21 protein-coding genes are annotated in these 26,240 nt (G+C 41.0%); 16 read left to right on the top strand and 5 right to left on the bottom strand.

The window, feature by feature from the left end; genetic code table 11:
• The first annotated feature begins 182 nt into the window (after nt 1–182).
• Both nhaA and nhaR read left to right on the top strand, forming a co-directional pair.
• Nucleotides 183–1,358 (top strand): Na+/H+ antiporter NhaA, encoded by a 1,176-nt coding sequence (nhaA, locus tag PSF31_RS13425; protein ID WP_004905642.1) that lies wholly within the window; start codon nt 183–185, stop codon nt 1,356–1,358.
• 189 nt (nt 1,359–1,547) lie between these two features.
• The gene (nhaR, locus tag PSF31_RS13420; protein WP_004914690.1) at nt 1,548–2,468 is read left to right on the top strand and encodes a transcriptional activator NhaR; all 921 of its coding nucleotides are present in this window, start codon (nt 1,548–1,550) and stop codon (nt 2,466–2,468) included.
• A gap of 55 nt (nt 2,469–2,523) precedes the next feature.
• Here the strand turns inward: nhaR and rpsT are convergent, their stop codons facing one another.
• Nucleotides 2,524–2,784 carry a 30S ribosomal protein S20 gene (gene rpsT, locus PSF31_RS13415; RefSeq protein WP_004914688.1) on the bottom strand — a complete coding sequence of 87 codons (261 nt, stop codon included), beginning with the start codon at nt 2,782–2,784 and terminating at the stop codon, nt 2,524–2,526.
• Nucleotides 2,785–3,372: 588 nt separating this feature from the next.
• Here rpsT and ribF point away from each other — a divergent pair.
• The 9 genes from ribF to PSF31_RS13370 all read left to right on the top strand — a co-directional run bounded on the left by ribF (nt 3,373) and on the right by PSF31_RS13370 (nt 16,327).
• Nucleotides 3,373–4,311 carry a bifunctional riboflavin kinase/FAD synthetase gene (gene ribF / locus PSF31_RS13410; RefSeq protein ID WP_096864532.1) on the top strand — a complete coding sequence of 313 codons (939 nt, stop codon included), beginning with the start codon at nt 3,373–3,375 and terminating at the stop codon, nt 4,309–4,311.
• A 28-nt stretch (nt 4,312–4,339) separates the two neighbouring features.
• Entirely contained in the window at nt 4,340–7,150 is a 2,811-nt protein-coding gene (gene ileS / locus PSF31_RS13405; RefSeq protein WP_094961934.1) for an isoleucine--tRNA ligase, read from the top strand.
• The gene (gene lspA / locus PSF31_RS13400) at nt 7,150–7,653 is read left to right on the top strand and encodes a signal peptidase II (RefSeq protein WP_004905631.1); all 504 of its coding nucleotides are present in this window, start codon (nt 7,150–7,152) and stop codon (nt 7,651–7,653) included. Before ileS ends, lspA begins: the two co-directional genes overlap by 1 nt.
• An 82-nt stretch (nt 7,654–7,735) precedes the next feature.
• Entirely contained in the window at nt 7,736–8,206 is a 471-nt protein-coding gene (fkpB, locus tag PSF31_RS13395; RefSeq protein WP_004905629.1) for an FKBP-type peptidyl-prolyl cis-trans isomerase, read from the top strand.
• On the top strand, nt 8,187–9,140 hold the full coding sequence (gene ispH / locus PSF31_RS13390) for a 4-hydroxy-3-methylbut-2-enyl diphosphate reductase (RefSeq protein ID WP_004905626.1): 954 nt from the start codon (nt 8,187–8,189) through the stop codon (nt 9,138–9,140). Before fkpB ends, ispH begins: the two co-directional genes overlap by 20 nt.
• 291 nt (nt 9,141–9,431) lie before the next feature.
• Nucleotides 9,432–10,253 carry a 4-hydroxy-tetrahydrodipicolinate reductase gene (gene dapB, locus PSF31_RS13385; protein ID WP_004905622.1) on the top strand — a complete coding sequence of 274 codons (822 nt, stop codon included), beginning with the start codon at nt 9,432–9,434 and terminating at the stop codon, nt 10,251–10,253.
• Between the two features lie 445 nt (nt 10,254–10,698).
• Nucleotides 10,699–11,862 (top strand): glutamine-hydrolyzing carbamoyl-phosphate synthase small subunit, encoded by a 1,164-nt coding sequence (carA, locus tag PSF31_RS13380; protein ID WP_153673989.1) that lies wholly within the window; start codon nt 10,699–10,701, stop codon nt 11,860–11,862.
• A 14-nt stretch (nt 11,863–11,876) separates the two neighbouring features.
• The gene (gene carB / locus PSF31_RS13375) at nt 11,877–15,098 is read left to right on the top strand and encodes a carbamoyl-phosphate synthase large subunit (RefSeq protein ID WP_004905617.1); all 3,222 of its coding nucleotides are present in this window, start codon (nt 11,877–11,879) and stop codon (nt 15,096–15,098) included.
• Between the two features lie 203 nt (nt 15,099–15,301).
• Nucleotides 15,302–16,327 carry a MerR family transcriptional regulator gene (locus PSF31_RS13370; RefSeq protein ID WP_096864531.1) on the top strand — a complete coding sequence of 342 codons (1,026 nt, stop codon included), beginning with the start codon at nt 15,302–15,304 and terminating at the stop codon, nt 16,325–16,327.
• 39 nt (nt 16,328–16,366) lie between these two features.
• On the opposite strand, the gene PSF31_RS13365 is transcribed toward PSF31_RS13370, so the two are convergent.
• The gene (locus PSF31_RS13365; protein WP_004905610.1) at nt 16,367–17,044 is read right to left on the bottom strand and encodes a DedA family protein; all 678 of its coding nucleotides are present in this window, start codon (nt 17,042–17,044) and stop codon (nt 16,367–16,369) included.
• Nucleotides 17,045–17,202: 158 nt separating this feature from the next.
• Nucleotides 17,203–18,387 carry a cystathionine beta-lyase gene (gene metC / locus PSF31_RS13360; RefSeq protein ID WP_096864530.1) on the bottom strand — a complete coding sequence of 395 codons (1,185 nt, stop codon included), beginning with the start codon at nt 18,385–18,387 and terminating at the stop codon, nt 17,203–17,205.
• Nucleotides 18,388–18,800: 413 nt separating this feature from the next.
• Between metC and exbB the strand changes: the two genes are divergently transcribed.
• The 4 genes from exbB (at nt 18,801) to yedF (ending at nt 23,160) form a co-directional block, all read left to right on the top strand.
• Nucleotides 18,801–19,745 carry a tonB-system energizer ExbB gene (exbB, locus tag PSF31_RS13355; protein ID WP_004905606.1) on the top strand — a complete coding sequence of 315 codons (945 nt, stop codon included), beginning with the start codon at nt 18,801–18,803 and terminating at the stop codon, nt 19,743–19,745.
• Nucleotides 19,746–19,750: 5 nt separating this feature from the next.
• Nucleotides 19,751–20,179: a TonB system transport protein ExbD gene (gene exbD / locus PSF31_RS13350; RefSeq protein WP_094961939.1), complete on the top strand. Its 429-nt coding sequence runs from the start codon at nt 19,751–19,753 to the stop codon at nt 20,177–20,179.
• 1,530 nt (nt 20,180–21,709) lie between these two features.
• Nucleotides 21,710–22,924 carry a selenium metabolism membrane protein YedE/FdhT gene (gene yedE, locus PSF31_RS13345; RefSeq protein WP_096864529.1) on the top strand — a complete coding sequence of 405 codons (1,215 nt, stop codon included), beginning with the start codon at nt 21,710–21,712 and terminating at the stop codon, nt 22,922–22,924.
• Nucleotides 22,921–23,160: a sulfurtransferase-like selenium metabolism protein YedF gene (gene yedF, locus PSF31_RS13340; protein ID WP_004905598.1), complete on the top strand. Its 240-nt coding sequence runs from the start codon at nt 22,921–22,923 to the stop codon at nt 23,158–23,160. Before yedE ends, yedF begins: the two co-directional genes overlap by 4 nt.
• A gap of 304 nt (nt 23,161–23,464) precedes the next feature.
• On the opposite strand, the gene PSF31_RS13335 is transcribed toward yedF, so the two are convergent.
• Nucleotides 23,465–23,980 (bottom strand): GNAT family N-acetyltransferase, encoded by a 516-nt coding sequence (locus tag PSF31_RS13335; RefSeq protein ID WP_096864527.1) that lies wholly within the window; start codon nt 23,978–23,980, stop codon nt 23,465–23,467.
• A 236-nt stretch (nt 23,981–24,216) separates the two neighbouring features.
• Nucleotides 24,217–25,122: a recombination-associated protein RdgC gene (gene rdgC / locus PSF31_RS13330; protein ID WP_004905595.1), complete on the bottom strand. Its 906-nt coding sequence runs from the start codon at nt 25,120–25,122 to the stop codon at nt 24,217–24,219.
• 203 nt (nt 25,123–25,325) lie between these two features.
• Between rdgC and mak the strand changes: the two genes are divergently transcribed.
• Nucleotides 25,326–26,231 (top strand): fructokinase, encoded by a 906-nt coding sequence (gene mak, locus PSF31_RS13325; RefSeq protein ID WP_096864526.1) that lies wholly within the window; start codon nt 25,326–25,328, stop codon nt 26,229–26,231.
• Nucleotides 26,232–26,240 lie beyond the last annotated feature (9 nt).

The following is a 26,240-nucleotide window of genomic DNA, read 5'->3' as shown; positions in this document are numbered from 1 at the left end:
AAAATTTATTATTTGTTTTTATAAAAGTTGTCTATAGTAAAATTAACGTTTTTTTCTCATTTGCCGTGATCTCTAACCCAAATAAGTCGGTAATTCCGAGTGTTAAGCGATAAATAAACGATTTTTTACGAATTAATAATTAGCATAGTATTAACATTCAAAAAAACATTGGGGTTAACTATATGACAGCAATTATTCGTAAATTTTTAAGGTTAGAAGCAGCAGGGGGCTTACTTCTGATTATTGCTGCCATAGTCGCTTTAATAATGGCTAACTCACCATTACAAGGGGCTTATCAGCAATTTTTAGATATTCCTGTATCCATTAAAATATCAGAGTTTGGTTTAGATAAGCCGCTGATATTATGGATTAATGACTTCCTAATGGCGATTTTCTTTTTGGTGGTCGGCCTTGAAGTAAAGCGCGAATTATTAGAAGGATCCCTTGCAGGACGTGATAAAGCGATATTTCCAGCAATCGCAGCTTTAGGAGGGATGATTGCCCCAGCATTAATTTACTTATTATTTAATGGTGGAGATGCAGTTACCCAGCAAGGTTGGGCAATACCTGCCGCTACAGACATTGCTTTCGCGCTAGGTGTGATGGCCTTATTAGGTAAGCGAGTACCAACAGAACTTAAGGTGTTCTTATTAGCATTAGCTATTATTGATGACCTTGGTGTTATCGTGATTATTGCCTTTTTCTATACAAGTTCTGTTTCCTTGGTTGCATTGGGGTTGTCAGCACTGTGCATTGCCATTCTCTGTATGATGAATTGGCGTAGAGTAGAGAATACAGCGGCTTACTTAGTTATTGGGTTAATATTATGGGTGTGTATTTTGAAATCTGGAGTGCATGCCACATTAGCAGGGGTCATTGTTGGCTTCTTGATCCCTTTACATGGTACTAACCAGACCAAACCTTCAGAAGAATTGGAACACGTTTTACATCCATGGGTTGTTTACTTAATTCTACCTATTTTTGCGTTTGCTAATTCGGGTGTGCAACTTCAAGGTGTGACTTTTGAAGGTTTGTTGAGCCCACTGCCATTAGGAGTCGCTGCGGGGCTAATTTTGGGTAAGCCAATTGGGATTTTTCTGTTTAGTTGGATTTCGGTAAAACTTGGGTTTGCAAAATTGCCAGAGTCGATTAACTTAAAACAAGTTTTTGCCGTTTCTGTACTGTGTGGGATCGGTTTTACTATGTCTATTTTTATAACCGGCCTCGCATTTGATGGGTTGGATGAGGTGTATAGTACCTATTCACGTCTAGGAATCTTGATTGGTTCTACGTTAGCTGCATTTTTAGGTTACTTTATGTTAAGAGTAGTGTTACCGAAACAAAAAGAACTAACCTAGTACAAGTTTATTGTGTAATTTTGCAAATTATTAGTAAGAATTTCCGAACTAATAATCTATGATATACCGTAGTGTGTTTTTTAATACACTACGGTATTCATTTTAAAGGCTCTGAAAAGTATGAGCTGCGGGTAAATGTGTATGGTCAATAGCGGTTACATAGCTAGTGACGGTACCGAAGGAATCGATATGCGGGTTTCACATCTTAATTTTAACCATCTTTACTACTTCTGGCATGTATGTAAAGAAGGCTCTGTCGTCGGAGCAGCAGAAGCGCTTTACCTGACTCCTCAGACAATTACAGGGCAAATAAAAGCATTGGAAGAGCGATTAGGTGGAAAGTTATTCAAAAGGCAGGGGCGAGGTTTGGTGCCATCTGAGCTTGGGCAATTAATTTTTCGCTATGCAGATAAAATGTTCATGCTTAGCCAAGAAATGCTAGATATCGTCAATTACAGCCGTGAATCTAATTTATTGTTTGATGTTGGGGTCGCAGACACGCTCTCAAAACAGCTAGTTAGTAAAATATTAGAGACTACGGTTGTTGAGCATGAACAAATTCATTTACGTTGTTTTGAATCAACGCATGAATTACTATTAGAACAGCTTAGCCAACATAAATTAGATATGATTTTGTCTGACTGCCCTGTGGACTCATCACAACAAGAAGGCTTGTTCTCGGTGAAGTTGGGCGAGTGCAATATGAGTTTCTTTTGTCGTCAGCCGATCCCTAAAAAGCCATTTCCTGAATGTTTAGAGGAACGTCGCTTATTGATTCCAGGGCGGCGATATTTGTTAGGTAGGCATATCTTAGCTTGGATACGAAATAAAAACCTGCAAGTAGAAGTGTTAGGTGAGTTTGATGACGCAGCGCTTATGAAAGCATTTGGCATGCATTATAACGCGATTTTTGTTGCTCCATCGCAGTATACACCTGACCTTTTAGGTGGCGAAGATATTGTAGAGTTAGGCCGTTTAGAGAGCGTAAAAGAAGAGTACTACGTTATTTTTGCAGAAAGAATGATCCAGCACCCAGCCGTGCAGCGAGTGTGTAATAAAGATTTCTCAGATTTATTTTCAGTTCCGCTTGATAGCTTAGATAAAAAATAGTAACAAATAAAAAACCGGCATAAGCCGGTTTTTTTAAGCTAATCAAGAAGCAAAATTACATTGCTTTGATTTGAGCAACTAAGTTAGCTTTATGACGTGCTGCTTTATTTTTGTGGATCAGGCCTTTAGTAGCATGGCGATCAACAATAGGTTGCATGTCATTGAATGCTTTCTGAGCAGCTTCTTTATCGCCTGCAGCGATAGCAAGGTAAACTTTCTTGATAAAAGTACGTACCATAGAGCGACGGCTAGCGTTATGCTGGCGACGTTTCTCTGACTGAACGGCACGTTTCTTAGCTGATTTGATATTAGCCAAGGTCCAACTCCCAAATGTATTCTATTGAGGACAATTCAAAGGTCGAGGAATATGCCCTTTCGCCCTTCATTTGTCAATGGATTTGTGCAAATAAACATCGTGTACTTCGATGCTCATGCGTTGTGAATGGTGCAAGATTCTATCAGCAAATATAAGAAGAATACAGATCTTAGCGTGAAAAAATGCATAATTGATGGCAGAAATTTAAAAAGAACTAAGGGTAAAAATATTTTTTAGTCTGTCAATCAGTGGGTAGTATGAAAATTAAACATGTTGTGGTTGTTTTTTGTTCTTTTTAATCGTTTGGTTATAACCATTGAAGTGTAAAACATAAAAATATAATATTTTTAGAGACCTTGGAACAAATTTGTTGTATTGATAATCCATTGGTTACCCCAAAGTTTTTGATATTCGAATCCAATAGCTCTGCTTGGGAGCGTAATAACCCACTAATTGCATAAAAATAGTGCGGAAAAAATCGTGTAGAGATCAAAAAAATAGGGTTTAATGAAACCTTTTGCGAACTAAGGTTAACCTTATGCGTCGTACAAGGTATAATCCTGCAATTTCCTCGGTATTGAGCCTGTTATGGAGCTAATTCGCGGTATACAGAATATCCGGGCGTGCCACCATGGTTGCGTGCTGACTATCGGTAATTTTGATGGTGTTCATCGTGGGCATCAGGTTTTACTTCAAAATTTGAAACTTAAGGGTGCGCAGTTAGGGTTGCCAACTGTCGTGATGATATTTGAGCCACAGCCCCTTGAATTTTTTATTGGTGACAAAGCGCCAGCGCGTTTGACGCGTTTGCGAGACAAAGTTAAATACCTTGCAGATAGTGGTATTGATTACCTCTTATGTGTTGAATTTAACCAGCACTTTGCGTCATTAACACCTGCTGAGTTTGTTTCTGACTTACTTGTCAGTAAGCTTGGTGTAAAGTACCTCGCTATAGGTGATGATTTCCGCTTTGGGAAAAATCGCATGGGGGACTTTGCTTTTTTACAACAAGCGGGTAGTGAATTTGGTTTTGAAGTTGCAGATACAGAAAGCTTTTGTGATTCAGGGCTCCGTATCAGCAGTACAGCGATACGAAAAGCCATTCAAGAAAATAATCTTGAATTAGCAGAAAGCCTATTAGGGCACTCTTATCGTATTAGCGGGCGAGTGGTTCATGGTAACCAACTTGGTAGAACAATAGGTTTTCCAACGGCAAACCTACCGTTAAAACGTTTAGTCACACCAGTAACTGGTGTATATGCTGTAGAAGTTTACGGTTTAGGTGATAAGCCTTTACCGGGTGTGGCAAATATTGGCACACGTCCGACTGTATCTGGAAAAGGAACACAGTTAGAAGTTCATCTGATTGATGCAAATATGGATTTATATGGGCGTCATATCGATGTAGTGTTACGTAAGAAATTACGTGATGAGCAGCGGTTTGCTTCGTTGGAAGCGCTTAAGGAGCAAATTGCTAATGATGTAATTGCAGCGAGAGAGTATCTTACTGCAATAGGAATCAGATAATTTAGCGGAAAATTGGAACTGAGAATCGATGAGTGACTATAAAAATACCCTGAATCTACCGGAAACAGGGTTCCCAATGCGTGGCGATCTCGCTAAACGCGAACCACAGATGTTAGAGCGCTGGTACAAAGAAGGTTTGTATCAGGCAATCCGTAAAGCAAAATCGGGCAAGAAAACCTTTATTCTGCACGATGGTCCTCCGTATGCTAACGGCAGTATTCATATTGGTCACTCAGTTAACAAAATTCTCAAAGATATTATTATTAAGTCCAAAGGGTTGGCGGGTTATGATTCTCCATACATCCCAGGTTGGGACTGCCATGGATTACCGATTGAACATAAAGTTGAACAAATCGTCGGTAAGCCAGGGGAAAAAGTTTCCGCTGCTGAATTTCGTGCACAATGCCGTCAATACGCTAAAGAGCAAATTGAAGGGCAAAAAGCTGATTTCATGCGTCTTGGTGTTTTAGGTGAGTGGGATAAACCTTATCTAACAATGGATTTTAAAACCGAAGCTCATATTATCCGAGCATTGGCTAAAACCATTGCAAATGGCCATTTAGTGAAGGGGGCAAAACCTGTTCACTGGTGTACTGCTTGCGGTTCTTCATTAGCGGAAGCTGAAGTTGAATATTATGATAAAACCTCGCCATCTATCTATGTTCGCTTCCCAGCCGTAGATGGCAAAGCTGTGTGCGAAAAATTTGGCATTGTTAGCGAAAAAACACCTTCGTTAGTCATCTGGACAACAACGCCTTGGACTTTGCCAGCTAACCGTGCGATTTCTTTAAACCCTGAGTTTAAATATGATTTAATCGAAGCAAATGGTGAGTTACTCATTTTAGCTGCTGACCTTGTCGAAGAGGTAATGAAAACGATAGGGGTTGAAGCGTGGGCAGTTCTAGGGGAGTGTGAGGGTTCTGCACTTGAACTTTTACGTTTCAATCATCCATTTATGGGCTTTGATGTGCCTGCAATTTTGGGTGACCATGTGACATTAGACGCGGGTACTGGTGCTGTTCATACTGCACCAGGCCACGGTCCTGAAGACTATGTGGTCGGTCAGAAATATGGCTTAGAAACAGCGAACCCTGTAGGGCCAGATGGTTGCTTCTTACCAAATACTTACCCAACATTAGATGGCGTGTTTATTTTTAAAGCTAATGACCTTATCGTTGAATTATTGAGCGAAAAAGGCGCATTACTATACAAACAAGCGATTCAACACAGCTATCCATGCTGCTGGCGCCATAAGACTCCAGTTATCTTCCGTGCTACGCCACAGTGGTTTATCGGTATGGATAAAAACGGTTTACGTGAACAATCGCTGAAAGAAATTGATATTGTTCAATGGATCCCGGGTTGGGGGCGCGCACGTATTGAATCAATGGTTGAAAACCGCCCAGACTGGTGTATTTCTCGTCAACGTACTTGGGGTACCCCAATGTCGTTGTTTGTTCATAAAGACACTGAAGAGTTACACCCTCGTACATTAGAATTAATGGAAGAAGTGGCTAAGCGTGTTGAAGTGGATGGCATCCAAGCATGGTGGGATCTTGACCCTGCTGAGCTGTTGGGTGATGAAGCTGAAACATATCGTAAAGTACCTGATACCTTAGACGTATGGTTTGACTCAGGTTCAACGCACTTTGCGGTTGTGGACGCACGTCCTGAATTCCATGGTAATTCAGCGGATATGTACCTTGAAGGGTCAGATCAACACCGCGGCTGGTTTATGTCATCATTGATGTTATCAACCGCAATGAAAGGTAAAGCACCTTATCGCCAAGTATTGACACATGGCTTCACTGTTGATGGCCAAGGCCGCAAAATGTCTAAATCTTTAGGCAACACAGTGAGCCCTCAAGATGTCATGAATAAACTGGGTGCAGATATCTTACGTTTATGGGTTGCATCAACGGATTACACTGGCGAAATCGCTGTTTCAGATGAAATTTTAAAACGCGCGGCTGACTCATACCGCCGTATTCGTAATACTGCACGTTTCTTACTGGCTAACTTAAATGGTTTTAATCCTGAAACCGACATGGTGAAACCAGAAGATATGGTGGTTTTAGACCGCTGGGCGGTGAGCCGTGCTTTAGAAGCTCAACAAGAGATTGCCAAAGCTTATGATGAGTACGATTTCTTATCTGTTATCCAAAGATTAATGCATTTCTGCTCCATTGAAATGGGGTCATTCTATCTGGATATCATCAAAGACCGTCAATACACCGCGAAAAGTGATAGCTTAGCACGCCGTAGCTGCCAAACTGCGTTATTCCACATTGTTGAAGCATTAGTGCGTTGGATGGCTCCGGTTCTGTCGTTTACTTCTGATGAAATTTGGAATGAGTTACCAGGAAAACGCGCTCAATTTGTTCTTACCGAAGAGTGGTATGACGGCTTATTTGGTTTAGATGAATCAAATGAAATGAACAACAGCTTCTGGGCTGAGTTGTTAGCGGTTCGTGGTGAAGTGAATAAGGTGTTAGAACAAGCGCGTACTGATAAGCTTATCGGGGGCTCATTAGAAGCCGCTGTGACTTTGTATGCGGATAAAGCTCTAGCTGAAAAACTACAAAGCCTTGGTGATGAATTACGCTTTGTTTTACTGACATCACAAGCCCATGTCGCTGATATTGCAACGGCTCCAGCAGATGCGCAAGAAAGCGAATTGAAAGGCCTAAAAATTGCTTTCAGTAAAGCGGCGGGTGAAAAATGCCCTCGTTGCTGGCATTATGCAAGTGATATCGGTTCTTCGAGCGAGCAACCAGAAATTTGTGGTCGCTGTGTCACTAACGTAGCCGGTAACGGCGAAACGCGTAAGTTTGCTTAATGAAGACGCCAGTTTGTTCTACCGGTTTGCGTTGGTTATGGTTGACCATTGTGATCATCGTTGCGGATTTAGGCATTAAGCAATTAGTGCTTAGTGATCTAAATCTGTACGAGCCACACCCGATAATGCCATTTTTCAACATAATGTACGCACAAAATTTCGGAGCGGCATTTAGTTTCTTGGCTGATGAAGGTGGTTGGCAACGTTGGTTCTTTGCGGGTATTGCAATTGGGATATCTGTAATTTTGATGGTTATGATGTATCGCCAAAGTGCACAAAAACGCCTATCAAATATTGCTTATGCATTGATTATTGGCGGTGCTATCGGTAATTTAAGTGACCGTTTAGTCCATGGCTTCGTTATCGATTACCTTGATTTTTACGTTGGTAATTGGCATTGGCCGACATTTAACCTAGCGGATATGGCGATATGTATTGGTGCGGCACTTGTCATTTTTGAGGGTTTTTTACCTGATAAATCAAAGCAAGAAAAAGCCAAATAAGATGGCAGCGTACTAGGTTAGAATGTAATAACTCACAGCCCAGATTTTCTGGGCTGAATTTTATGATAAATAGGTTTGGTTTATGTCTACTCAAATACAGGCACAGAGCTCTGTTTTACTGCATTTCACATTGAAATTGGAAGATGGCTCTACGGCTGACTCCTCGCACGCACAAGGAAAGCCTGCGTTATTTGTTTTAGGGAATGACTCCTTATCGCCAGAACTTGAAGCCCAATTGATTGGCCTTAATGAAGGTGAAAAGAAAAGTTTTTCACTGCCCGGAGATACTGTTTTCGGGAAACATAACCCTGACTTAGTTCAATATTTTTCATTGCGTGATTTTATAGAAACAGGCATTCCTGAAATTGGTACGATAATGCTATTTACGGCGATGAATGGCAGTGAAATGCCAGGTGTAGTAAAATCAATTGAAGGTGAGTCGATTACTATTGATTTTAATCACCCTCTCGCAGAGCAGCAGATTAGTTTTGATATCGAAGTGCTTGAAGTAGACCCGCAATTGGAGAATCACAATGCAAATATTAATGGCTAACCCTCGTGGGTTTTGTGCAGGCGTAGACCGCGCAATTAGCATCGTAGAAAGGGCGTTAGAAATATATGGTGCTCCGATTTACGTTCGTCACGAAGTGGTTCATAACCGTTATGTTGTTGATGATTTACGTCAACGTGGTGCTATCTTTATTGAGGAAATCTCAGAAGTACCAGATGGGTCTATTTTGATTTTTTCTGCGCATGGCGTTTCCCAAGCTATTCGTCAAGAAGCTCGCTCTCGCGATCTCACCATGTTATTTGATGCGACTTGTCCTTTGGTTACGAAAGTTCATATGGAAGTTGCACGCGCTAGCCGTAAAGGCAAGGAGGCTATTTTAATTGGCCACGCTGGGCATCCAGAGGTCGAAGGTACGATGGGGCAATATAGCAACCCTGAAGGTGGGATGTATCTTGTTGAAAGCCCAGAAGATGTTTGGAAACTGAAAGTGAAAGATGAAAATAATCTCTCTTTCATGACACAAACAACGCTTTCTGTTGATGATACTTCTGATGTCATTGATGCGCTGACATCTCGCTTTCCAAGTATCGTTGGGCCCCGTAAAGACGATATTTGTTATGCAACGACTAACCGCCAAGAAGCAGCGAGAGAGCTTGCAGAACGCGCTGACGTTGTTTTAGTCGTCGGTTCTAAAAACTCATCAAACTCAAATCGTCTTGCGGAGTTAGCTTCGCGTATGCAAAAACCTGCCTATTTAATTGATGGTGCGGAAGATATTAAAACGGAATGGTTAGCGGATAAAAATATTATCGGCTTAACAGCAGGGGCATCTGCTCCAGATATTCTAGTTAGGCAAGTTATTGATAGACTTAAAGAATTAGGGGCTGATTCTGTTGTTGAATTGCAAGGGCGTGAAGAAAATATCGTCTTTGAGGTCCCTAAGGAATTAAGGGTTGAGGTTAAAGAGATTAATTAATCATTTGATTTCAATTATAGGAACAGCCGCTTTATGATTTATTCCTTAGCGGCTGTTGTAACCTATCAGTTCATATAGTCCCTTTCATCGTTTCTTTCCATTAAAACTTTTACTGATAATCCTCGTGTTCTCTACGCTTTTGTTAATAACGATGCATTTTTGCTAGCAGAATGGGGGCAGGATAGTTAATCTGTATCACAATCATTTCTTAACTATGGGTAAAAAACAGTTTTTTTATCCTAAACAACAGTTCAAATTTATCGATTTGCATTAATTAAAAAAGGATAAGCCATGGCAAATTCAATGGTACGAGTCGCAATAGTTGGTGCCGGTGGGCGTATGGGGCGCCAGCTAATTCAAGCCGCGCAACAACAAGATGGAATTCAATTAGGTGCCGCGATTGAGCGCGAGGGCTCATCACTTATCGGGACTGATGCAGGGGAGCTCGCAGGTATCGGTAAGCTAGGTATTGCCATTGTTGATTCACTTAATCAGGTTGTTAATGATTTTGATGTTGTCATTGATTTCACTCGCCCAGAAGGGACTTTACACTATCTTGCATTTTGTAAAGCTAACCAAAAAGCCATGGTAATTGGAACAACAGGGTTTGATGAGCAAGGTAAGCAAGCTATTGCCGAAGCGGCGAAATCTATTCCTATTGTCTTTGCAGCAAATTTCAGTGTTGGCGTTAATGTAGTGCTGAAATTACTGGAAAAAGCAGCAAAAGTGATGGGAAATTACACTGATATTGAAATTGTTGAAGCACATCACCGCCATAAAGTGGATGCGCCATCAGGTACGGCTTTAGCGATGGGAGAGTCTATTGCTAGTGCACTGGGGAAAGACTTAAAAGAGTGTGCGGTATATACCCGTGAAGGTTACACCGGGGAACGAGAACCTGGAACTATTGGCTTTGCAACTATCCGTGCTGGGGATATTGTGGGTGAACATACTGCAATGTTTGCAGATATTGGGGAGCGAGTTGAAATTAGCCATAAAGCCTCTAGCCGTATGACCTTTGCAAATGGCGCAATAAAAGCCTCAGGGTGGGTTTGTGCTAAAAATAATGGGTTATATGATATGAAAGATGTGCTTAATCTAGATGGTTTGTAGTTTTTTTATTTTTTATTTTTCTTTTAAATTATAATCTTAAAATTAATTTTTGTTATTATGATATCGATTTGAATTATTTTTATTCAAATCGATATTAATTTATGTTTTAATGGTTTTTATCTTCAGTTTTGCTCGTTAATTATCCTTTCTTCCTTCTTTTAGCTGGGTTATTATCAATAAACTAGTTATCTTGCTTTGCAACCGTTTACTTATTCATATTTACTGCTATTTATACTACTCATCCAACTAAAAGTGAGGTAGTTAAGTAAAAAAGTAAGATAAAAGTGAAAAAAATGCATTTTTTTCTAGACAAGACCCTATCTCATCATTAGAATGCGCGCAATTTGCCAAAAATTTGCTTAAAAACTCATTTTGGCATTGATTTAGATCGCAAAATCTGAATTAATATGCAAAAAACGTGATTTATTATTCTCCGGAGGGTGTTTTGATTAAGTCAGCTATATTGGTTCTGGAAGACGGAACCCAATTCCACGGGCGTGCTATCGGTGCAGAAGGCGCTGCAGTTGGAGAAGTCGTTTTCAACACGTCGATGACCGGATATCAAGAAATAATTACAGACCCTTCCTATTCCCGCCAAATTGTTACTCTCACTTATCCCCATATTGGTAATGTCGGCACTAATGCTGATGACGAAGAATCCCCAAATGTTCATGCACAAGGCTTAATCATTCGTGACTTACCATTGGTTTACAGTAACTTCCGCGGGCAAGAAGGGTTATCCGAATATCTAAAACGCCATAATGTCGTGGCGATTGCGGATATCGATACACGTAAATTGACACGTTTACTGAGAGAAAAAGGCGCTCAAAACGGTTGTATCATTGCGGGTGATAACCCTGATGTTGCACTCGCATTGGAAAAAGCGCGTAGTTTTTCAGGTTTGAATGGGTTGGACTTGGCAAAAGAAGTCTGCACTAAAGAGATTTATAACTGGTCCCAAGGTTCATGGACGCTGGAAAATGGCCAGCAAGGCGCGAAAACTGCGGAAGAACTCCCTCTACATGTTGTTGCTTATGACTTCGGTGCAAAGCGTAATATCTTACGTATGTTAGTTGACCGTGGTTGCCGTTTAACGGTGGTGCCAGCAACTACACCAGCAGAAACCGTATTGGCGATGAACCCCGATGGTATTTTCTTATCGAATGGCCCTGGTGACCCGGCTCCTTGTGATTATGCAATCAAGGCAATTGAAACATTCTTAACCACAGAAATCCCAGTATTTGGTATTTGTTTAGGGCACCAATTACTCGCTTTGGCCAGCGGTGCTAATACCATGAAAATGAAGTTTGGCCATCATGGCGCTAACCATCCGGTTAAAGATTTAGACAAAGATGTGGTGATGATCACGGCGCAAAACCATGGTTTTGCGGTTGATGAATCGACACTTCCCGACACACTGCGCGTGACTCACAAGTCACTGTTTGATGGAACATTGCAAGGTATTCACCGTACGGATAAACCAGCATTTAGTTTTCAAGGCCACCCAGAAGCAAGCTCAGGGCCACATGATGCGGCAAATTTATTCGACCATTTTATTGAATTAATTAATGAATACCGTCAAAACACACCTCGTCAAAACGCACAATAATCGGGAGCAAAAAAATGGCAAAACGTACTGATATAAAAAGCATTCTGATTTTAGGTGCCGGCCCAATTGTGATTGGCCAAGCATGTGAATTTGACTATTCAGGTGCCCAAGCGTGTAAAGCACTGCGTGAAGAAGGTTACCGCGTAATCTTAGTTAACTCGAACCCTGCGACTATTATGACAGACCCAGAAATGGCAGATGCAACTTACATCGAGCCGATTCACTGGGAAGTTGTGCGTAAAATCATCGAAAAAGAGCGCCCAGATGCAGTATTACCGACCATGGGTGGCCAAACCGCATTGAACTGTGCGCTTGAATTAGAGCGTAAAGGCGTTTTAGCCGAGTTCGGTGTCACCATGATCGGGGCGACTGCTGATGCAATAGATAAAGCAGAAGATCGCCAACGCTTTGATAAAGCAATGAAAAAAATCGGCTTGGGCACTGCACGTTCAGGTATCGCACATAATATGGAAGAAGCATTTGCTGTTGCCGATGCAGTAGGCTTTCCCTGTATTATTCGCCCATCATTTACGATGGGAGGTACCGGTGGCGGTATCGCCTATAATCGCGAAGAGTTTGAAGAAATCTGTACTCGCGGTTTAGATTTATCCCCGACTAACGAACTATTGATTGATGAATCGTTAATTGGCTGGAAAGAATACGAAATGGAAGTTGTCCGCGATAAAAAAGACAACTGTATTATCGTTTGTTCCATTGAAAACTTCGATGCCATGGGGATCCACACAGGTGACTCTATCACCGTAGCACCCGCTCAAACACTGACTGATAAAGAATACCAAATCATGCGTGACGCATCGATGGCAGTATTGCGTGAAATCGGCGTTGAAACAGGTGGCTCTAACGTTCAATTTGCGGTAAACCCTAAAGATGGGCGCTTAATTGTTATTGAAATGAACCCGCGGGTTTCGCGTTCATCAGCGCTTGCCTCTAAAGCAACAGGCTTCCCAATTGCAAAGATTGCGGCAAAATTAGCCGTGGGCTATACCCTTGATGAGTTAATGAATGATATCACTGGTGGCCGTACCCCTGCATCATTTGAACCTTCCATTGACTACGTTGTGACAAAAATTCCGCGCTTTAACTTTGAAAAATTTGCGGGCACGAATGACCGACTCACAACGCAAATGAAATCGGTTGGTGAAGTGATGGCTATCGGTCGCACATTCCAAGAATCAATGCAAAAAGCGTTACGTGGGTTAGAAGTGGGCGCAACAGGCTTTGACCCGAAAGTGGCTCAAGAGGACCCTGAAGCTCTGACTCGTATCCGTCGTGAATTAAAAGATGCTGGTGGAGAGCGTATTTGGTTTATTGCGGATGCATTCCGTGCGGGGCTTTCTGTTGATGGTGTTTTCAATTTAACCAATATTGACCGCTGGTTCTTAGTGCAAATCGAAGAACTGGTACGTTTAGAAGAAGAAGTGGCTGAATTAGGTATCAATGGCCTGACCAAAGACTTCTTACGTGTACTCAAACGGAAAGGTTTTGCAGATGCCCGTTTAGCTAGTCTAGTCGGGGTTTCTGAAGCAGAACTGCGTAAATTACGTCAAGGCTATGATTTACATCCTGTATATAAACGTGTTGATACCTGTGCGGCAGAATTTGCAACAGATACGGCTTATATGTATTCCACTTATGAAGATGAGTGCGAGTCAAACCCAAATAATGCTAAACCGAAGGTGATGGTATTAGGCGGTGGGCCAAACCGGATTGGGCAAGGGATTGAATTTGACTATTGCTGCGTGCATGCATCTTTAGCGTTACGCGAAGACGGCTATGAAACCATTATGGTCAACTGTAATCCTGAAACCGTTTCAACTGACTATGACACGTCAGATCGTCTCTATTTCGAACCTGTCACCCTTGAAGACGTACTTGAAATTGTACGTATCGAGCAGCCAAAAGGCGTGATTGTGCAATATGGTGGTCAAACACCATTGAAATTAGCGAGAGCGTTGGAAGCTGCCGGTGTTCCTGTTATTGGTACGAGCCCAGATGCCATCGACCGCGCAGAAGATCGTGAACGTTTCCAGCAGGCCGTTAATCGCTTGAACTTGAAGCAACCACAGAACGCAACTGTCACAGCGATTGAGCAAGCAGTTGAAAAAGCAGCTGTTATTGGCTACCCACTGGTTGTTCGTCCATCCTATGTACTAGGTGGCCGAGCAATGGAAATTGTATATGACGAAATCGATTTACGTCGCTATTTCCAGACCGCGGTAAGTGTCTCTAACGATGCGCCAGTGCTACTTGACCGTTTCCTAGACGATGCGGTTGAAGTTGACGTAGATGCGATTTGTGACGGTGAGATGGTACTGATCGGCGGTATCATGGAACACATTGAGCAAGCGGGTGTGCACTCTGGTGACTCCGCATGTTCTCTACCTGCTTATACGCTTAGCCAAGAAATCCAAGATGTAATGCGTGAACAAGTTCGTAACCTTGCCTTTGAGTTACGTGTGCGTGGCTTGATGAACGTGCAGTTTGCAGTCAAAAATAATGAAGTTTACTTAATTGAAGTCAATCCACGTGCGGCAAGGACTGTGCCTTTTGTCTCTAAAGCAACGGGTGTGCCATTAGCGAAAGTTGCAGCGCGTGTGATGGTAGGGCAAACCTTGGCACAGCAAGGGGTGACGGAAGAGGTTATTCCACCATATTACTCTGTGAAAGAGGTGGTATTGCCATTCAATAAATTCCCTGGTGTTGACCCAATTCTTGGGCCTGAAATGCGTTCAACAGGCGAAGTAATGGGCGTCGGCCGGACATTTGCTGAAGCCTTTGCTAAAGCGATGTTAGGCAGTAGCTCGACGATGAAAAAATCAGGCCGTGCACTGTTATCTGTTCGTGAGGGAGATAAAACTCGCGTGGTTGATTTAGCTGCTAAGCTGTTAAAACACGGCTTTGAGCTGGATGCTACTCACGGCACTGCGATTGTGTTAGGAGAGGCTGGTATTAACCCACGCCTCGTCAATAAAGTTCATGAAGGTCGTCCACACATTCAAGATAGAATTAAGAATGGTGAATATGATTACATTGTGAATACCACCGCAGGGCGTCAAGCCATTGAAGACTCAAAATTAATTCGTCGCAGTGCATTGCGTTATAAAGTCCACTATGACACGACGTTGAATGGTGGGTTTGCCACTACGATGTCGCTCAGTGCAGACCCAACCGATACGGTAATCTCTGTACAAGAAATGCATGCATTAATTAAGTAATAATTTAACGTTATCTATATAAGCCTCAGTATTCAATCTACTGGGGCTTTTTTATTGCTATTCTATAAAGCCATCTCCTGACGAGAGAGAAATTGTCTGCTGATATAATGGATAAAATGGAATTTTAATAAAAAGTACAAAGTGGTGATTGACTCTCACGTAACGTGAGGCACTAACCTTAGTCGCAATTACAGGAGGAACATATGCTATTTCAAGTTGGTGAGATCGCGGAAAAAACAGGATTAACCATCCGTACACTTCATCATTATGAAGAAATTGGCTTATTGGTACCAACTGCAAGAACCGATGCAGGTTATCGGCTTTACAACATGCAATGCATAGAGCGTTTAACGCAAATTCAATTGTTACGGCAAGTTGGAGTCAAACTGAAAAACATCGGTGAATTACTGGATGGCCAGAGTGGAGATATGACGAGTTTGCTGCAAGAGCGAATTGCATTATTAACGGAACAAATGGAGCAAATGGCGACATTACGTAATCGATTAGAGCAATTACACAGGCAAATGCAAACGGGGAATACTTTAACTCAGGCTGATTGGTTTTCTGTATTGGAGATGATGTCGATGTTTGATAAATATTTTACCCCTCAAGAATTGGAACAATTGCCATTATATACGGCGCATACGCTGAAAAACCAAGAGTGGCAACAGCGAGTAGCAACGGTAAGCAAGCTGATGGAACAAGGTGCAACACCTCAATCTACAGAGGTGCAACAAATTGCACATGAATGGATGACAGCGTTAGAAAGAGATACCGGAGGAAACCCTGATTTCTTTGCACGACTGAATCAAATTCATTTATCGGATAACACGTTAGCTTATTCATCAGGCATTTCTGTCGCAATGATCCAATTTGTTGCAGAGGGTTTTAGTGAATACCAATTATCACTGTTTAAACCCCATTTAACCGCGGAGCAATTTGCTTTTGTTCAGCAACATTATTTTGCTTCAGGGCAGGTGTGGCCTGAGTTAATTGCGGGTCTCTATAATGCATTAAAAGCCCAAAAATCCTCAGATTCACCTGAAGTACAACAATTAGCACAAACATGGTTAACGATGTTCAACCAGTTTACGGGGGGAGATCCTGAGCTACAAGAGAGAATTCGGGCTATTTATCGTGAAGATCCCAAAATTTCTCAAGGGACATGGATGACAGCAGAAATTGGTCAGTATTTATTTTCTGCTATTAGCAGTTTGATGACTGAATAAACCAAATGGCCGCTGACTAGCGGCCATTTCTCGGTCATATTATGATTTCTCTTTGCTACTCGAGAGTGCTTTGCGGTGTTTCCAGTACATTACAATTGAGCCAATTAGGCCACTAATCAGTAGGATAACTGGGATAATCATCAACGCACTAATCACAATTTGCTCGTGTTCTTTCACAAAAGGAATTTGGTTTAGGGCATACCCTAAGGTGACAATCAAGCCAACCCATAACAAACCACTTAACCAGTTAAAAAACTGGAAACGGCGGTGGCTTAATTCAGATAACCCAGCAAGCAAAGGTAATATCGTTCTGACAAATGCAAGAAAGCGCCCTATAAGTAGCGCGTATAAACCTTGCTTATTAAACATATTGTTTGCTTTGGTGTGATATTCCTCAGGGATTTGCGCTAACCAGCGCTTCACAACCTTAGTTTCACTTAACCATCGGCCTTGCAGAAAACCCAACCAGCAACCTAAACTGGCTGCGGTTGTTAGCAATAATATCGTGGGTATAAAGTGCAAAACCCCTTTGGCAATTAATGCACCAGAAAGGATCAACAAGGTATCACCGGGTAAGAAAGCGGCGGGAAGGACGCCATTTTCTAAAACAATGACAACAAAAAGTACGGTATAAATAACCCAAAGCACTTCAGGGTTGGAGAGTTTAAGGAAATCGTGGTGCCAAAGTGCCAGTACGATTTCGCGTAGGACTTCCATAATCATTCCTGTATCTGCGTAAAAGCGAATTTCTTTATTATCTATATTACAGGAAAAAAAGGGTTCAAGTTTGATTTGTTTGAAGAATTAATCATTTAGTGAAAAAATTGCAGGAAACATTTAACGCAGCTCCTGCAATTAATATATTGATTTTTAATTTAAATTCTTTCGAAAGCTAATTGTAAGTCGTGAATTAAATCATCGGTGTGCTCTAGGCCTATATGCACTCGGAAGAAGGTTCCTTCTTTTGGTGAAAAATCATACTGCCGCATATTGAGTAAATCTTCTTTTTGGTATCCCAAAATTAGCGACTCAAAACCACCCCATGAATAACCCATTTTAAAATGATTAAAATTATCAAGAAAAGCGGTAAATTGCTCAGTGGTTAAGCGTGATTTTAGTTGGAAAGAGAAAAGGCCATTAGCACCTGTAAAATCACGGATAAAGAATTCATGGCCAGGTGAATTCTCTAGTGCAGGGTGAAATACCTGTTCAACTTCAGGGCGTTGTTGTAACCAGTTAGCGACTTGTAAGCTATTAATTTGATGCTGCTTTAAGCGAGTCGGCAATGTATGTAGTCCTCGATTAGCCATATAAACGGTGTCTGGATCAGCCGTTTGGCCTAAGAGATATGAATTTTCGCGCAATGTTTCAATACAGCGTTGGTTTGCCACAGCAAGGCCGAGCATACCGTCGGAATGGCCATTGATATATTTAGTTGCTGATTGGATTGATACGTCAACATCAAATAATAAAGGTTTAAGTAAAACACCAGCAGCCCAAGTGTTATCAATCATAATCACAATTTCAGGGGATTTCGCACGTATTGTCTTTACGATTGTCGGTAAATCATGAACTTCCATGGTGATAGAACCGGGGGACTCTAAGAATACAATACGCGTATTAGGCTGAATTAAATCAGCGATACCCGTTCCGATGAGTGGATCAAAATACGTGGTTTGGATATTTAACTTAGTGAGAATATTGTCGCAAAAATTTTGAGTTGGGTCATAAGCTGAGCCTGTAACAAGGATATGTTCGCCAGCAGAAATAAACGACAAAATGGCATTTGTGATAGCTGCTGCGCCTGATGGGTAAAGGACGCATCCAGCACCTGATTCTAATTCTGTCATGGCCTCTTGAAAAGCGAAATGAGTTTGCGTACCACGACGCCCATAAAATAATACGCTATTTGCACGATAGCGAGTTGCATGACGTTTCTCTTCGAGCGTATCAAAAATAATAGATGATGCTCTCTGAATTACGGGATTTACCCCTTTTTGCGTGTACTTAGGGTTCCGACCAATATGGACTAATTGTGTTTCAGGTTTTATTTCTGCCATGATTTTTCCCTACACAGAGTGTGAACTTGCTAAATTCAAAGGTGATTTATACTAAGACGTTAAATGATCCTGATAGAAATGTAACCTGAGTATTCTTCAACTTTCAATTCATAGGTAAGTCTCATTTTCTCAGGTTGCGTATGAACACTTAATTGAGCTATGAATTATTAAGGAAAATAACCGCATAATAGAGAAGGACATGTTTGTCTAAACGCAAAAAAACACAAAAAAATCGCGAATACTAATGATAATTACTATCAATTCGCGCTGTGTTTGATATCATCAGCACCGTCTTTTTGAAAAGAGACGGACAGCGCGAGTCAAATTTCGCTTTTAAAGGTTAGTCGATGAATGGCACAATCATCGATATGAATTTTATTATACAACACTAAAAAGAGAGTAAAGGCCAACTGATGCGTAAACTAACAGCTTCTATTCTATTGGCGTTCGGCTTGATGGGTACGGCAGTCGCTGAAACCACACCTGCAACAACACCAGCTGCGTCTCAAAACACACCATCAACACAACCGGCAGTAAATTCAGCCGCACCAACAACAACGACACCAAGTGCTGAAGTTGCATCAGTACCTGCTGAGCCTGCGCAAGGCGAAGCCGTGAACACAACAGTTGTTAATGAAAACATTGAAATTGCAACAGAAGCACCAACAGGGGGTTTTGATCAAGACTTATCTGTTTGGGGAATGTACCAAAATGCAGATAACGTGGTTAAAACCGTTATGATTGGTTTGGTGATTGCTTCTGTCATTACATGGGCTCTATTTTTCTCAAAAGGTTTGGAAATATTAGTCGCTCGTCGCCGCTTAAAAGCAGAAGCAAAAGCGATTGCTGAGGTGAAGTCACTTGATGAGGCGGTCAGTATCGCAGAAGGCTTCAAAGCAAATAGCATTACACGTATGTTATTAAATGAAGCTGTTACTGAGCGGGCTTTATCCGCCAATAGCTCTGATTTATCAGGCACAAAAGAGCGCACATCATTCCGTTTAGAAAGAGCTGTTGCTGCGATTAGCCGTTATATGGGGCGTGGTAATGGCTATTTGGCGACTATTGGTGCGATTTCTCCATTTGTCGGTCTATTTGGGACGGTCTGGGGGATCATGAACAGCTTTATCGGGATTGCCCACTCGCAAACGACTAACCTCGCTGTTGTTGCCCCTGGTATTGCAGAAGCATTATTAGCGACAGCAATTGGTCTTATTGCCGCTATCCCTGCGGTTGTGATTTATAATATTTTTGCCCGTATGATCAACAACTATCGTGGTCAAGTAGGAGATGTCGCTGCTCAGTCCGCATTGTTACTGGGGCGTGATCTTGATCTGGCAAATAGCAAAGCAAGGTAATTATTATGGCAATGCGTTTAGGTGACGAACAAGACGATAGCGGTGAAATGCATGAAATTAACGTAACACCTTTTATCGATGTTATGTTGGTTTTATTGATTATCTTTATGGTTGCGGCACCATTGGCAACAGTTGATATTAAAGTCGACTTACCCGCCTCGACAGCGAAGCCGCAGCCGCGTCCTGAAAAACCTGTATTTCTAACGGTTAAATCGGACAGCCAGCTTTTTATTGGTGACCAAGCTGTGACAAAGGAACAGCTTGCTTCTACACTTGACCAAGCAACGAGTTCCAATAAGGAAACAACAATCTTTTTCCAAGCGGACAAGAGTGTTGATTATGAAACTATGATGGATGTAATGAATGCATTGCGTCAATCAGGGTACTTGAAGATTGGTTTAGTGGGAATGGAAGCGACATCATCCTCAAAATAAGCTGATTAAGCCATATAAACGCGTTTTATCATTGAGGGTAAAACGCGTTTTTTTATGATCTAACCATGCCCCTAAGATAAGTTCGTGTCTTACTAACCTCCCTTAGGTACTATTTGTGAAAATCCAAGCGCATTTATTTATCTAATTAATTTTTTTTTAAAGAATTTTATTCTTATTTGACGCTTTTTATTCGCAATTTGATAAGGCAGCTTGACCATTGTGCCCATTTTTTTACTCTATTTTGGATGTTTTCGCTTGTATTCCCGATAAGTAATAAATATTTTCATTAATTTTTATAATGAATTATTATGTGTTTTTCCTTTCTTATCATAGTAATTTCTATTGATATTACCTTTTTTTCTACCTACTCATTAGTCATATTGATTCATTTTCTTAGTTTTTTAATTTATAAATACGAGTTAAATGACCTATTAATTCTGGTTATTTTATCAATGACAATGCAATAATGATGTAAAACTTTATTAAAAATAAACCATGTTACCAATAAGGATTTATATAAGTATTATTTTTAATCTATTTTTGTATATTCCCTTATTAATAGGGAGGTTATTTAATAAAAGAGAGATTGGTCAAAAAATGATTGTTTATCATAGGTCTGGTTGTTTTTATTTTTAATTTTTAGGTTGATAAATCTTAATTACGTAAATACTACTAATAAATTATAATGAAAAATATGTTAATTTTTTTAATGTTCAAAAATCTTTATTATTCCAGGGAATATATTTTTAAAGCTAATTTATATATTTAATTAATATTAAATTTATTTTTAAATTTGAAATGAATTCTTTTTTATAAAAAATGTAAATTGTTTGTAATATCTTAACTATAGGTTAAATATTTTGCCTCATTCTTATGTTTTTGCTGTATCCTTTTGATTTGAATTGATTTTGTGTTTTCTTCTGTATCTTGTCATGAAAATGAAAAAACACTTGCGCAACAAAAGTGTTGCGCTATAATGCAATCAATAACATTTAGAAACACTTTTAAATACTTTATTATACTGAGTTATCTATTTTTATAATTTACTTATGCTAGGGAATTAATAAGGCCAACACTAATTTGGGAATCATACAAAGTTAGTGAATATTTAGGTCTTAACATTAAAAATAGATATAATTACTTAACAGTTAGCTCAGCTAAGTAAATGTATTTAGACCGTGATATAAGTGTTATTACTGGAGTCAAATGGGCTGACTACAGACTACGCATAGCAAGCGTCGCCGTAATACGGCAATTTCATATTATACTCTTCTATAGATAAAATAAGACTACACTTCCAGCGTTATCATTGAGATAGCGCTTTTTTTTTATTCCTAACTATCTCTTTAAATCTGGCTGTGCTCGAGATCAATTTGCCTCTCGTTTTATGGTGAAATAACTTCACGAAAAAATTTATCGGAGTATGATGTTGCCACTTCGCTGTGGGGATCGATATAAATACTTATAACGATAATTATACAACGGCGAGTTTCTCTGCCAAGGTCTGGCGTGAATGAATTGGAAGTAACAATGACTTGGTCTGATTTTAAATCTCGCTATCTCATCGGTTTTTGGAAACCATTACCTGCAGTTATTGCCGCAGGTATCTTATCAACCTATTATTTTGGCTTGACTGGCACGTTTTGGGCAGTTACGGGTGAGTTTACGCGTTGGGGCGGGCACATCATGCAATTATTTGGCGCTGAACCAGAGACATGGGGCTATTTCAAAGTTATTGGTTTTGAAGGTACACCATTGGATCGCATTGATGGTGTGATGATTATTGGTATGTTTGCTGGGTGTTTTGCCGCTGCGTTATGGGCAAATAATATTAAATTACGAATGCCTCAGCACCGTATCCGTATTTTTCAAGCTATTTTGGGTGGTATTATCGCTGGATTTGGTGCTCGTTTGGCAATGGGGTGTAATTTAGCCGCATTCTTTACTGGGATCCCTCAATTCTCATTACACGCGTGGTACTTTGCTGTTGCTACTGCGGCAGGGTCATACTTTGGTGCGAAATTCACACTAATTCCAATGTTTCGCATTCCTGTGAAACTGAAAAAAGTCAGCACCGCATCGCCGTTAACACAAAATCATAATGTGGCGAAAAGACGCTTTAAACTAGGAATGGTGATTTTCACATTAGCACTAGCTTGGGGTTTTTATACTTTATTAGACTCCCCTGTGATGGGTTTTGCTATCTTATGTGGTATTGGCTTCGGGCTACTGATTGAAAGAGCGCAAATTTGTTTTACCTCTGCATTTCGTGACCTGTGGATCACCGGACGCACACATATGGCTAAAGCTATCATTATTGGTATGGCAGTCAGTGCAATTGGTATCTTCAGCTATGTACAGTTAGGCGCAACGCCAAAAATTTTATGGGCTGGGCCGAATGCAGTGATTGGTGGATTACTGTTTGGCTTCGGTATTGTGCTCGCTGGTGGTTGTGAAACGGGCTGGATGTACCGCGCGGTCGAGGGCCAAGTCCATTATTGGTGGGTAGGTTTTGGTAATATCATTGGTGCTACGGTGCTGGCTTATTACTGGGATGATTTAGGTCCTTGGTTGGCGACTGATTTTGACAAAGTTAATTTACTTGAAACCTTTGGACCAGAAGGTGGATTGCTAGTCACTTATGGATTATTAGCGGTAGCATTTGTGTTGATGTTGGTCTGGGAAAAACATTTTTTCCGTAAACGTTCTCAAAAAGCATCTAATGTATCCGTGGAGGTAATATGAGTAATAAAGACATTATCCCTGATTATCGTTTAGATATGGTCGGAGAACCTTGCCCATATCCAGCAGTAGCAACACTAGAAGCAATGCCATCGTTGAAAAAAGGCGAAATATTAGAAGTGGTAAGTGATTGCCCGCAGTCGATTAATAATATTCCTCTAGATGCGAAAAACTACGGTTATACGGTGTTGGATATTCAGCAAGATGGGCCGACTATTCGTTATCTTATCCAAAAATAACGAATACGCGTCATATTTTGCACTGTCGCGGTGTTGGCTTCATGCGTTAGCCCTAGTCACATACTTGTGTATGCTCCTAGGTTCTAACTCATTTGCCGCCTTGCGACAGCACAAACTATTTAGCGTATTGGTATTGGTCATACTTCGCACTGTCGCGGTGTTGGCTTCATGCGTTAGCCCTAGTCACATACTTGTGTATGCTCCTAGGTTCGACTCATTTGCCGCCTTGCGACAGCACAAACTATTTAGCGTATTGGTATTGGTCATACTTCGTGCTGTAGCGTTGTTGACTGCACTTATAGGCTTACTCTTCTTGTTCTTGCCAATTAGTAATATCTAGGACCAGCTCGCATTCATCATCCATATAAGCGCCTGTTGGTACAAAACCAAGTTTTTTGTAGAACTCAAATGGGCTTTCTTCCCCTTCACCACAGCTATTATAAAGGCGTGGATATCCTTTTCTTTTTAAATAATGGATGACTTGAACTAGGGCTTCACGGCCGAATCCCAGCTTTTGGTAGGGTTCACCAATCATAAAACGCCAAAGCATAATACCGTTATATTCTAATTCATCATCATCTAACCCAGAATGCAGCATGATGAAACCGACAGGGACATCATCGGCGTAAATGCCTCGATACCATGCGCAATCAGAAAACTGGGCTTCCACCATGGAATAGGCATTGTCAGCCACCATATTACGTTGTGCTTCACTAAGCGTATGACTTAGTAAGCAAATTTCAGAAAAATTATCGGCGGTGACTTTTTGTAGGGTAACCAGTGAATTTTCATCTAATTCAGGTTCGATGAGCTCTTTCATAACATTTCCTTCGACAGAATATTGACCATAATCATCAGTGATGGGCTATTTTTATTATTGTTGTTGAACATAATTAAATATTAGAAATTTGCGATATGGATATAAATCAATCAACCAGAGATTTCACTACCAGTCAATGACTTAATTGTGGCTATGTAAGCGGGATCTAAAAAGTGATGGCAACTTACTTAAGTGTGAGTTGCCATTGTGAGGGCGATAGAGGGGATAGAAACAAATTAGTGCTCGGCTTCGCCACCTAATACATCAATCAAGCGAGCGATTAATGCACTAAGTTCACCTGTCATTAATACGTAATCAGCATCAAATTTTTGCGCGTAGTCTTCTTTAGCGATGTCGTCATTTTGGTCTTTTAATGTATCGCTAAATTTGAGGCGCTTCAGGGAACCATCATCAGATAACATGAACTGGATACGCTCTTCCCAATCCAAGGCCAGTTTGGTAACGAGTTTACCGGCTTCAATGTGGGTGGCGATTTCATCAGAAATGAGTTCTTGCTTCTTACAACGGATAATACCACCTTCTTCTAAGATAGCTTTTAGCTCCGCTTCATCCATGACGGCAAAACCTTGTGGTAATGAGCCCGAACGGATCCATTCAGTGAGTGTTAGCTCTATTGGATCTTTAAAAGTCAGAGGGACGACAGGTAAGGAACCTAAGCTTTTGCGGAGTAAGGCTAAATTGTCTTCAGCGCGTTTTGCACTTGCGGCATCAACAATAATTAATTGATTTACTGTATCAATCCAAATGTAGGTTTTACTGAATTTACTGAATGCACGAGGAAGGAGTGAGTGAACAACTTCATCTTTTAGTGAATCTTTTTCTGTTTTCTTCAGCTTACGGCCTTGGTCAGCTTCCAATTTTTCGATTTTATCCTGCAATTCTTGCTTAATTACAGGAGATGGCAGCATTTTTTCTTCTTTTTTAGCACAGATAAGAATTTGGTTACCCGCTGCATGTGTCAATGCATCACCACCATTCATAGGGGAAACCCAGCCAGTTTGCATCATATCTTGGCTACCACAAGGGTGATAGGCGAGGGCGGCAAGCTGTTTCTCTAAATCATCTGCGGAGAGTGCCAAATCCCGATTCAGGCGATAGACCAATATATTCTTGAACCACATGAAAAACCTACCTTTGTTGATAAATAGCCAGTTAGAGCAGGGAGCTATGATAGCGAATTGTCTGTTATTAAGCGAAAAAAAATGCGCTATCGTTGAGGGCTGCTATCATTTCATTAGTTAGCTATTGATAATCCCCCTCAAAGCAAGCCATGATAGCTATAGAAGCCCTGACATAAAAACTTTAAATAGTAGAGAACATCATAATGAGAATAGGTATTGACCTTGGTGGAACCAAAATTGAAGTTATTGCATTAGATGACAGTGGCAATACTTTGTTTCGTAAACGTATTCCAACACCTCGTGGTGATTATGATGCGACACTTAAAGCGATAGCAAGTTTAGTGGCAGATGCAGAAACGGCGACTGGGTTGTCAGGTAGTGTTGGTGTGGGGATCCCTGGAACATTGTCTCCTGTGACTAGTAAAGTTAAAAATGCCAATTCCACATGGCTTAATGGTAAACCGTTCGATGCTGATTTGAGTTATTTATTAAATCGTGAAATAAAAATGGCGAATGACGCTAATTGCCTAGCTGTCTCAGAAGCGGTTGATGGCGCAGGAGCAGGCGAGAAAGTCGTGTTTGCTGTTATTATCGGAACCGGTTGTGGTGCAGGAATTGCGATAAATGGGCAAGTGCATTCGGGGGGAAATGGCGTTGCAGGGGAATGGGGGCATAACCCTTTACCATGGCAAGATGAGCAAGATAGGCAGTTTCTAGTATCAGAAAGCTGTTATTGCGGGCTGACGGGTTGCACCGAATTGTTTGTTTCAGGTACAGGGTTTATGGCGGATTACGCAAAAATGTCAGGAAGCCAAAAAACGGGGATGGAAATTGTTGCATTAGCTCAAACAGGTGATAAACATGCCACCATTGCACTGGAAAATTACCTTAATCGCCTTGCAAAAGCCCTTGGACAAGCCATTAATATGTTAGACCCAGATGTGATAGTGCTAGGGGGCGGAATGAGTAATGTTGATTGCCTCTATGAAGAGCTACCAAAGCGTATTCGTCAGTGGGTGTTTGGTAGGGAGTGTGATACACCGATTCGTAAGGCGGTGCATGGCGATTCGAGTGGGGTTCGCGGAGCTGCTTGGTTGTTTTCGTCCTAATTTACGCTG

Origin of the sequence: Providencia sp. PROV156 (assembly GCF_028480905.1) — a bacterium.
GTDB lineage: Bacteria > Pseudomonadota > Gammaproteobacteria > Enterobacterales > Enterobacteriaceae > Providencia > Providencia hangzhouensis.
Note: the sequence above shows the minus strand (reverse complement) of the source record. Positions and strands in the feature narration are given on the sequence as shown.

Excerpts from the sequence above, each read along its gene's own strand:
- ispH (WP_004905626.1), top strand. The coding sequence starts at position 8,187 with ATGCAAATATTAATGGCTAACCCTCGTGGGTTTTGTGCAGGCGTAGAC.
- lspA (WP_004905631.1), top strand. The coding sequence starts at position 7,150 with ATGAAGACGCCAGTTTGTTCTACCGGTTTGCGTTGGTTATGGTTGACC.
- dapB (WP_004905622.1), top strand. The coding sequence starts at position 9,432 with ATGGCAAATTCAATGGTACGAGTCGCAATAGTTGGTGCCGGTGGGCGT.
- exbD (WP_094961939.1), top strand. The coding sequence starts at position 19,751 with ATGGCAATGCGTTTAGGTGACGAACAAGACGATAGCGGTGAAATGCAT.
- mak (WP_096864526.1), top strand. The coding sequence starts at position 25,326 with ATGAGAATAGGTATTGACCTTGGTGGAACCAAAATTGAAGTTATTGCA.
- PSF31_RS13335 (WP_096864527.1), bottom strand. The coding sequence starts at position 23,980 with ATGAAAGAGCTCATCGAACCTGAATTAGATGAAAATTCACTGGTTACC.
- fkpB (WP_004905629.1), top strand. The coding sequence starts at position 7,736 with ATGTCTACTCAAATACAGGCACAGAGCTCTGTTTTACTGCATTTCACA.
- yedF (WP_004905598.1), top strand. The coding sequence starts at position 22,921 with ATGAGTAATAAAGACATTATCCCTGATTATCGTTTAGATATGGTCGGA.
- exbB (WP_004905606.1), top strand. The coding sequence starts at position 18,801 with ATGCGTAAACTAACAGCTTCTATTCTATTGGCGTTCGGCTTGATGGGT.
- metC (WP_096864530.1), bottom strand. The coding sequence starts at position 18,387 with ATGGCAGAAATAAAACCTGAAACACAATTAGTCCATATTGGTCGGAAC.
- nhaA (WP_004905642.1), top strand. The coding sequence starts at position 183 with ATGACAGCAATTATTCGTAAATTTTTAAGGTTAGAAGCAGCAGGGGGC.
- rdgC (WP_004905595.1), bottom strand. The coding sequence starts at position 25,122 with ATGTGGTTCAAGAATATATTGGTCTATCGCCTGAATCGGGATTTGGCA.
- ileS (WP_094961934.1), top strand. The coding sequence starts at position 4,340 with ATGAGTGACTATAAAAATACCCTGAATCTACCGGAAACAGGGTTCCCA.
- PSF31_RS13370 (WP_096864531.1), top strand. The coding sequence starts at position 15,302 with ATGCTATTTCAAGTTGGTGAGATCGCGGAAAAAACAGGATTAACCATC.
- ribF (WP_096864532.1), top strand. The coding sequence starts at position 3,373 with ATGGAGCTAATTCGCGGTATACAGAATATCCGGGCGTGCCACCATGGT.
- yedE (WP_096864529.1), top strand. The coding sequence starts at position 21,710 with ATGACTTGGTCTGATTTTAAATCTCGCTATCTCATCGGTTTTTGGAAA.
- nhaR (WP_004914690.1), top strand. The coding sequence starts at position 1,548 with ATGCGGGTTTCACATCTTAATTTTAACCATCTTTACTACTTCTGGCAT.
- PSF31_RS13365 (WP_004905610.1), bottom strand. The coding sequence starts at position 17,044 with ATGGAAGTCCTACGCGAAATCGTACTGGCACTTTGGCACCACGATTTC.
- carB (WP_004905617.1), top strand. The coding sequence starts at position 11,877 with ATGGCAAAACGTACTGATATAAAAAGCATTCTGATTTTAGGTGCCGGC.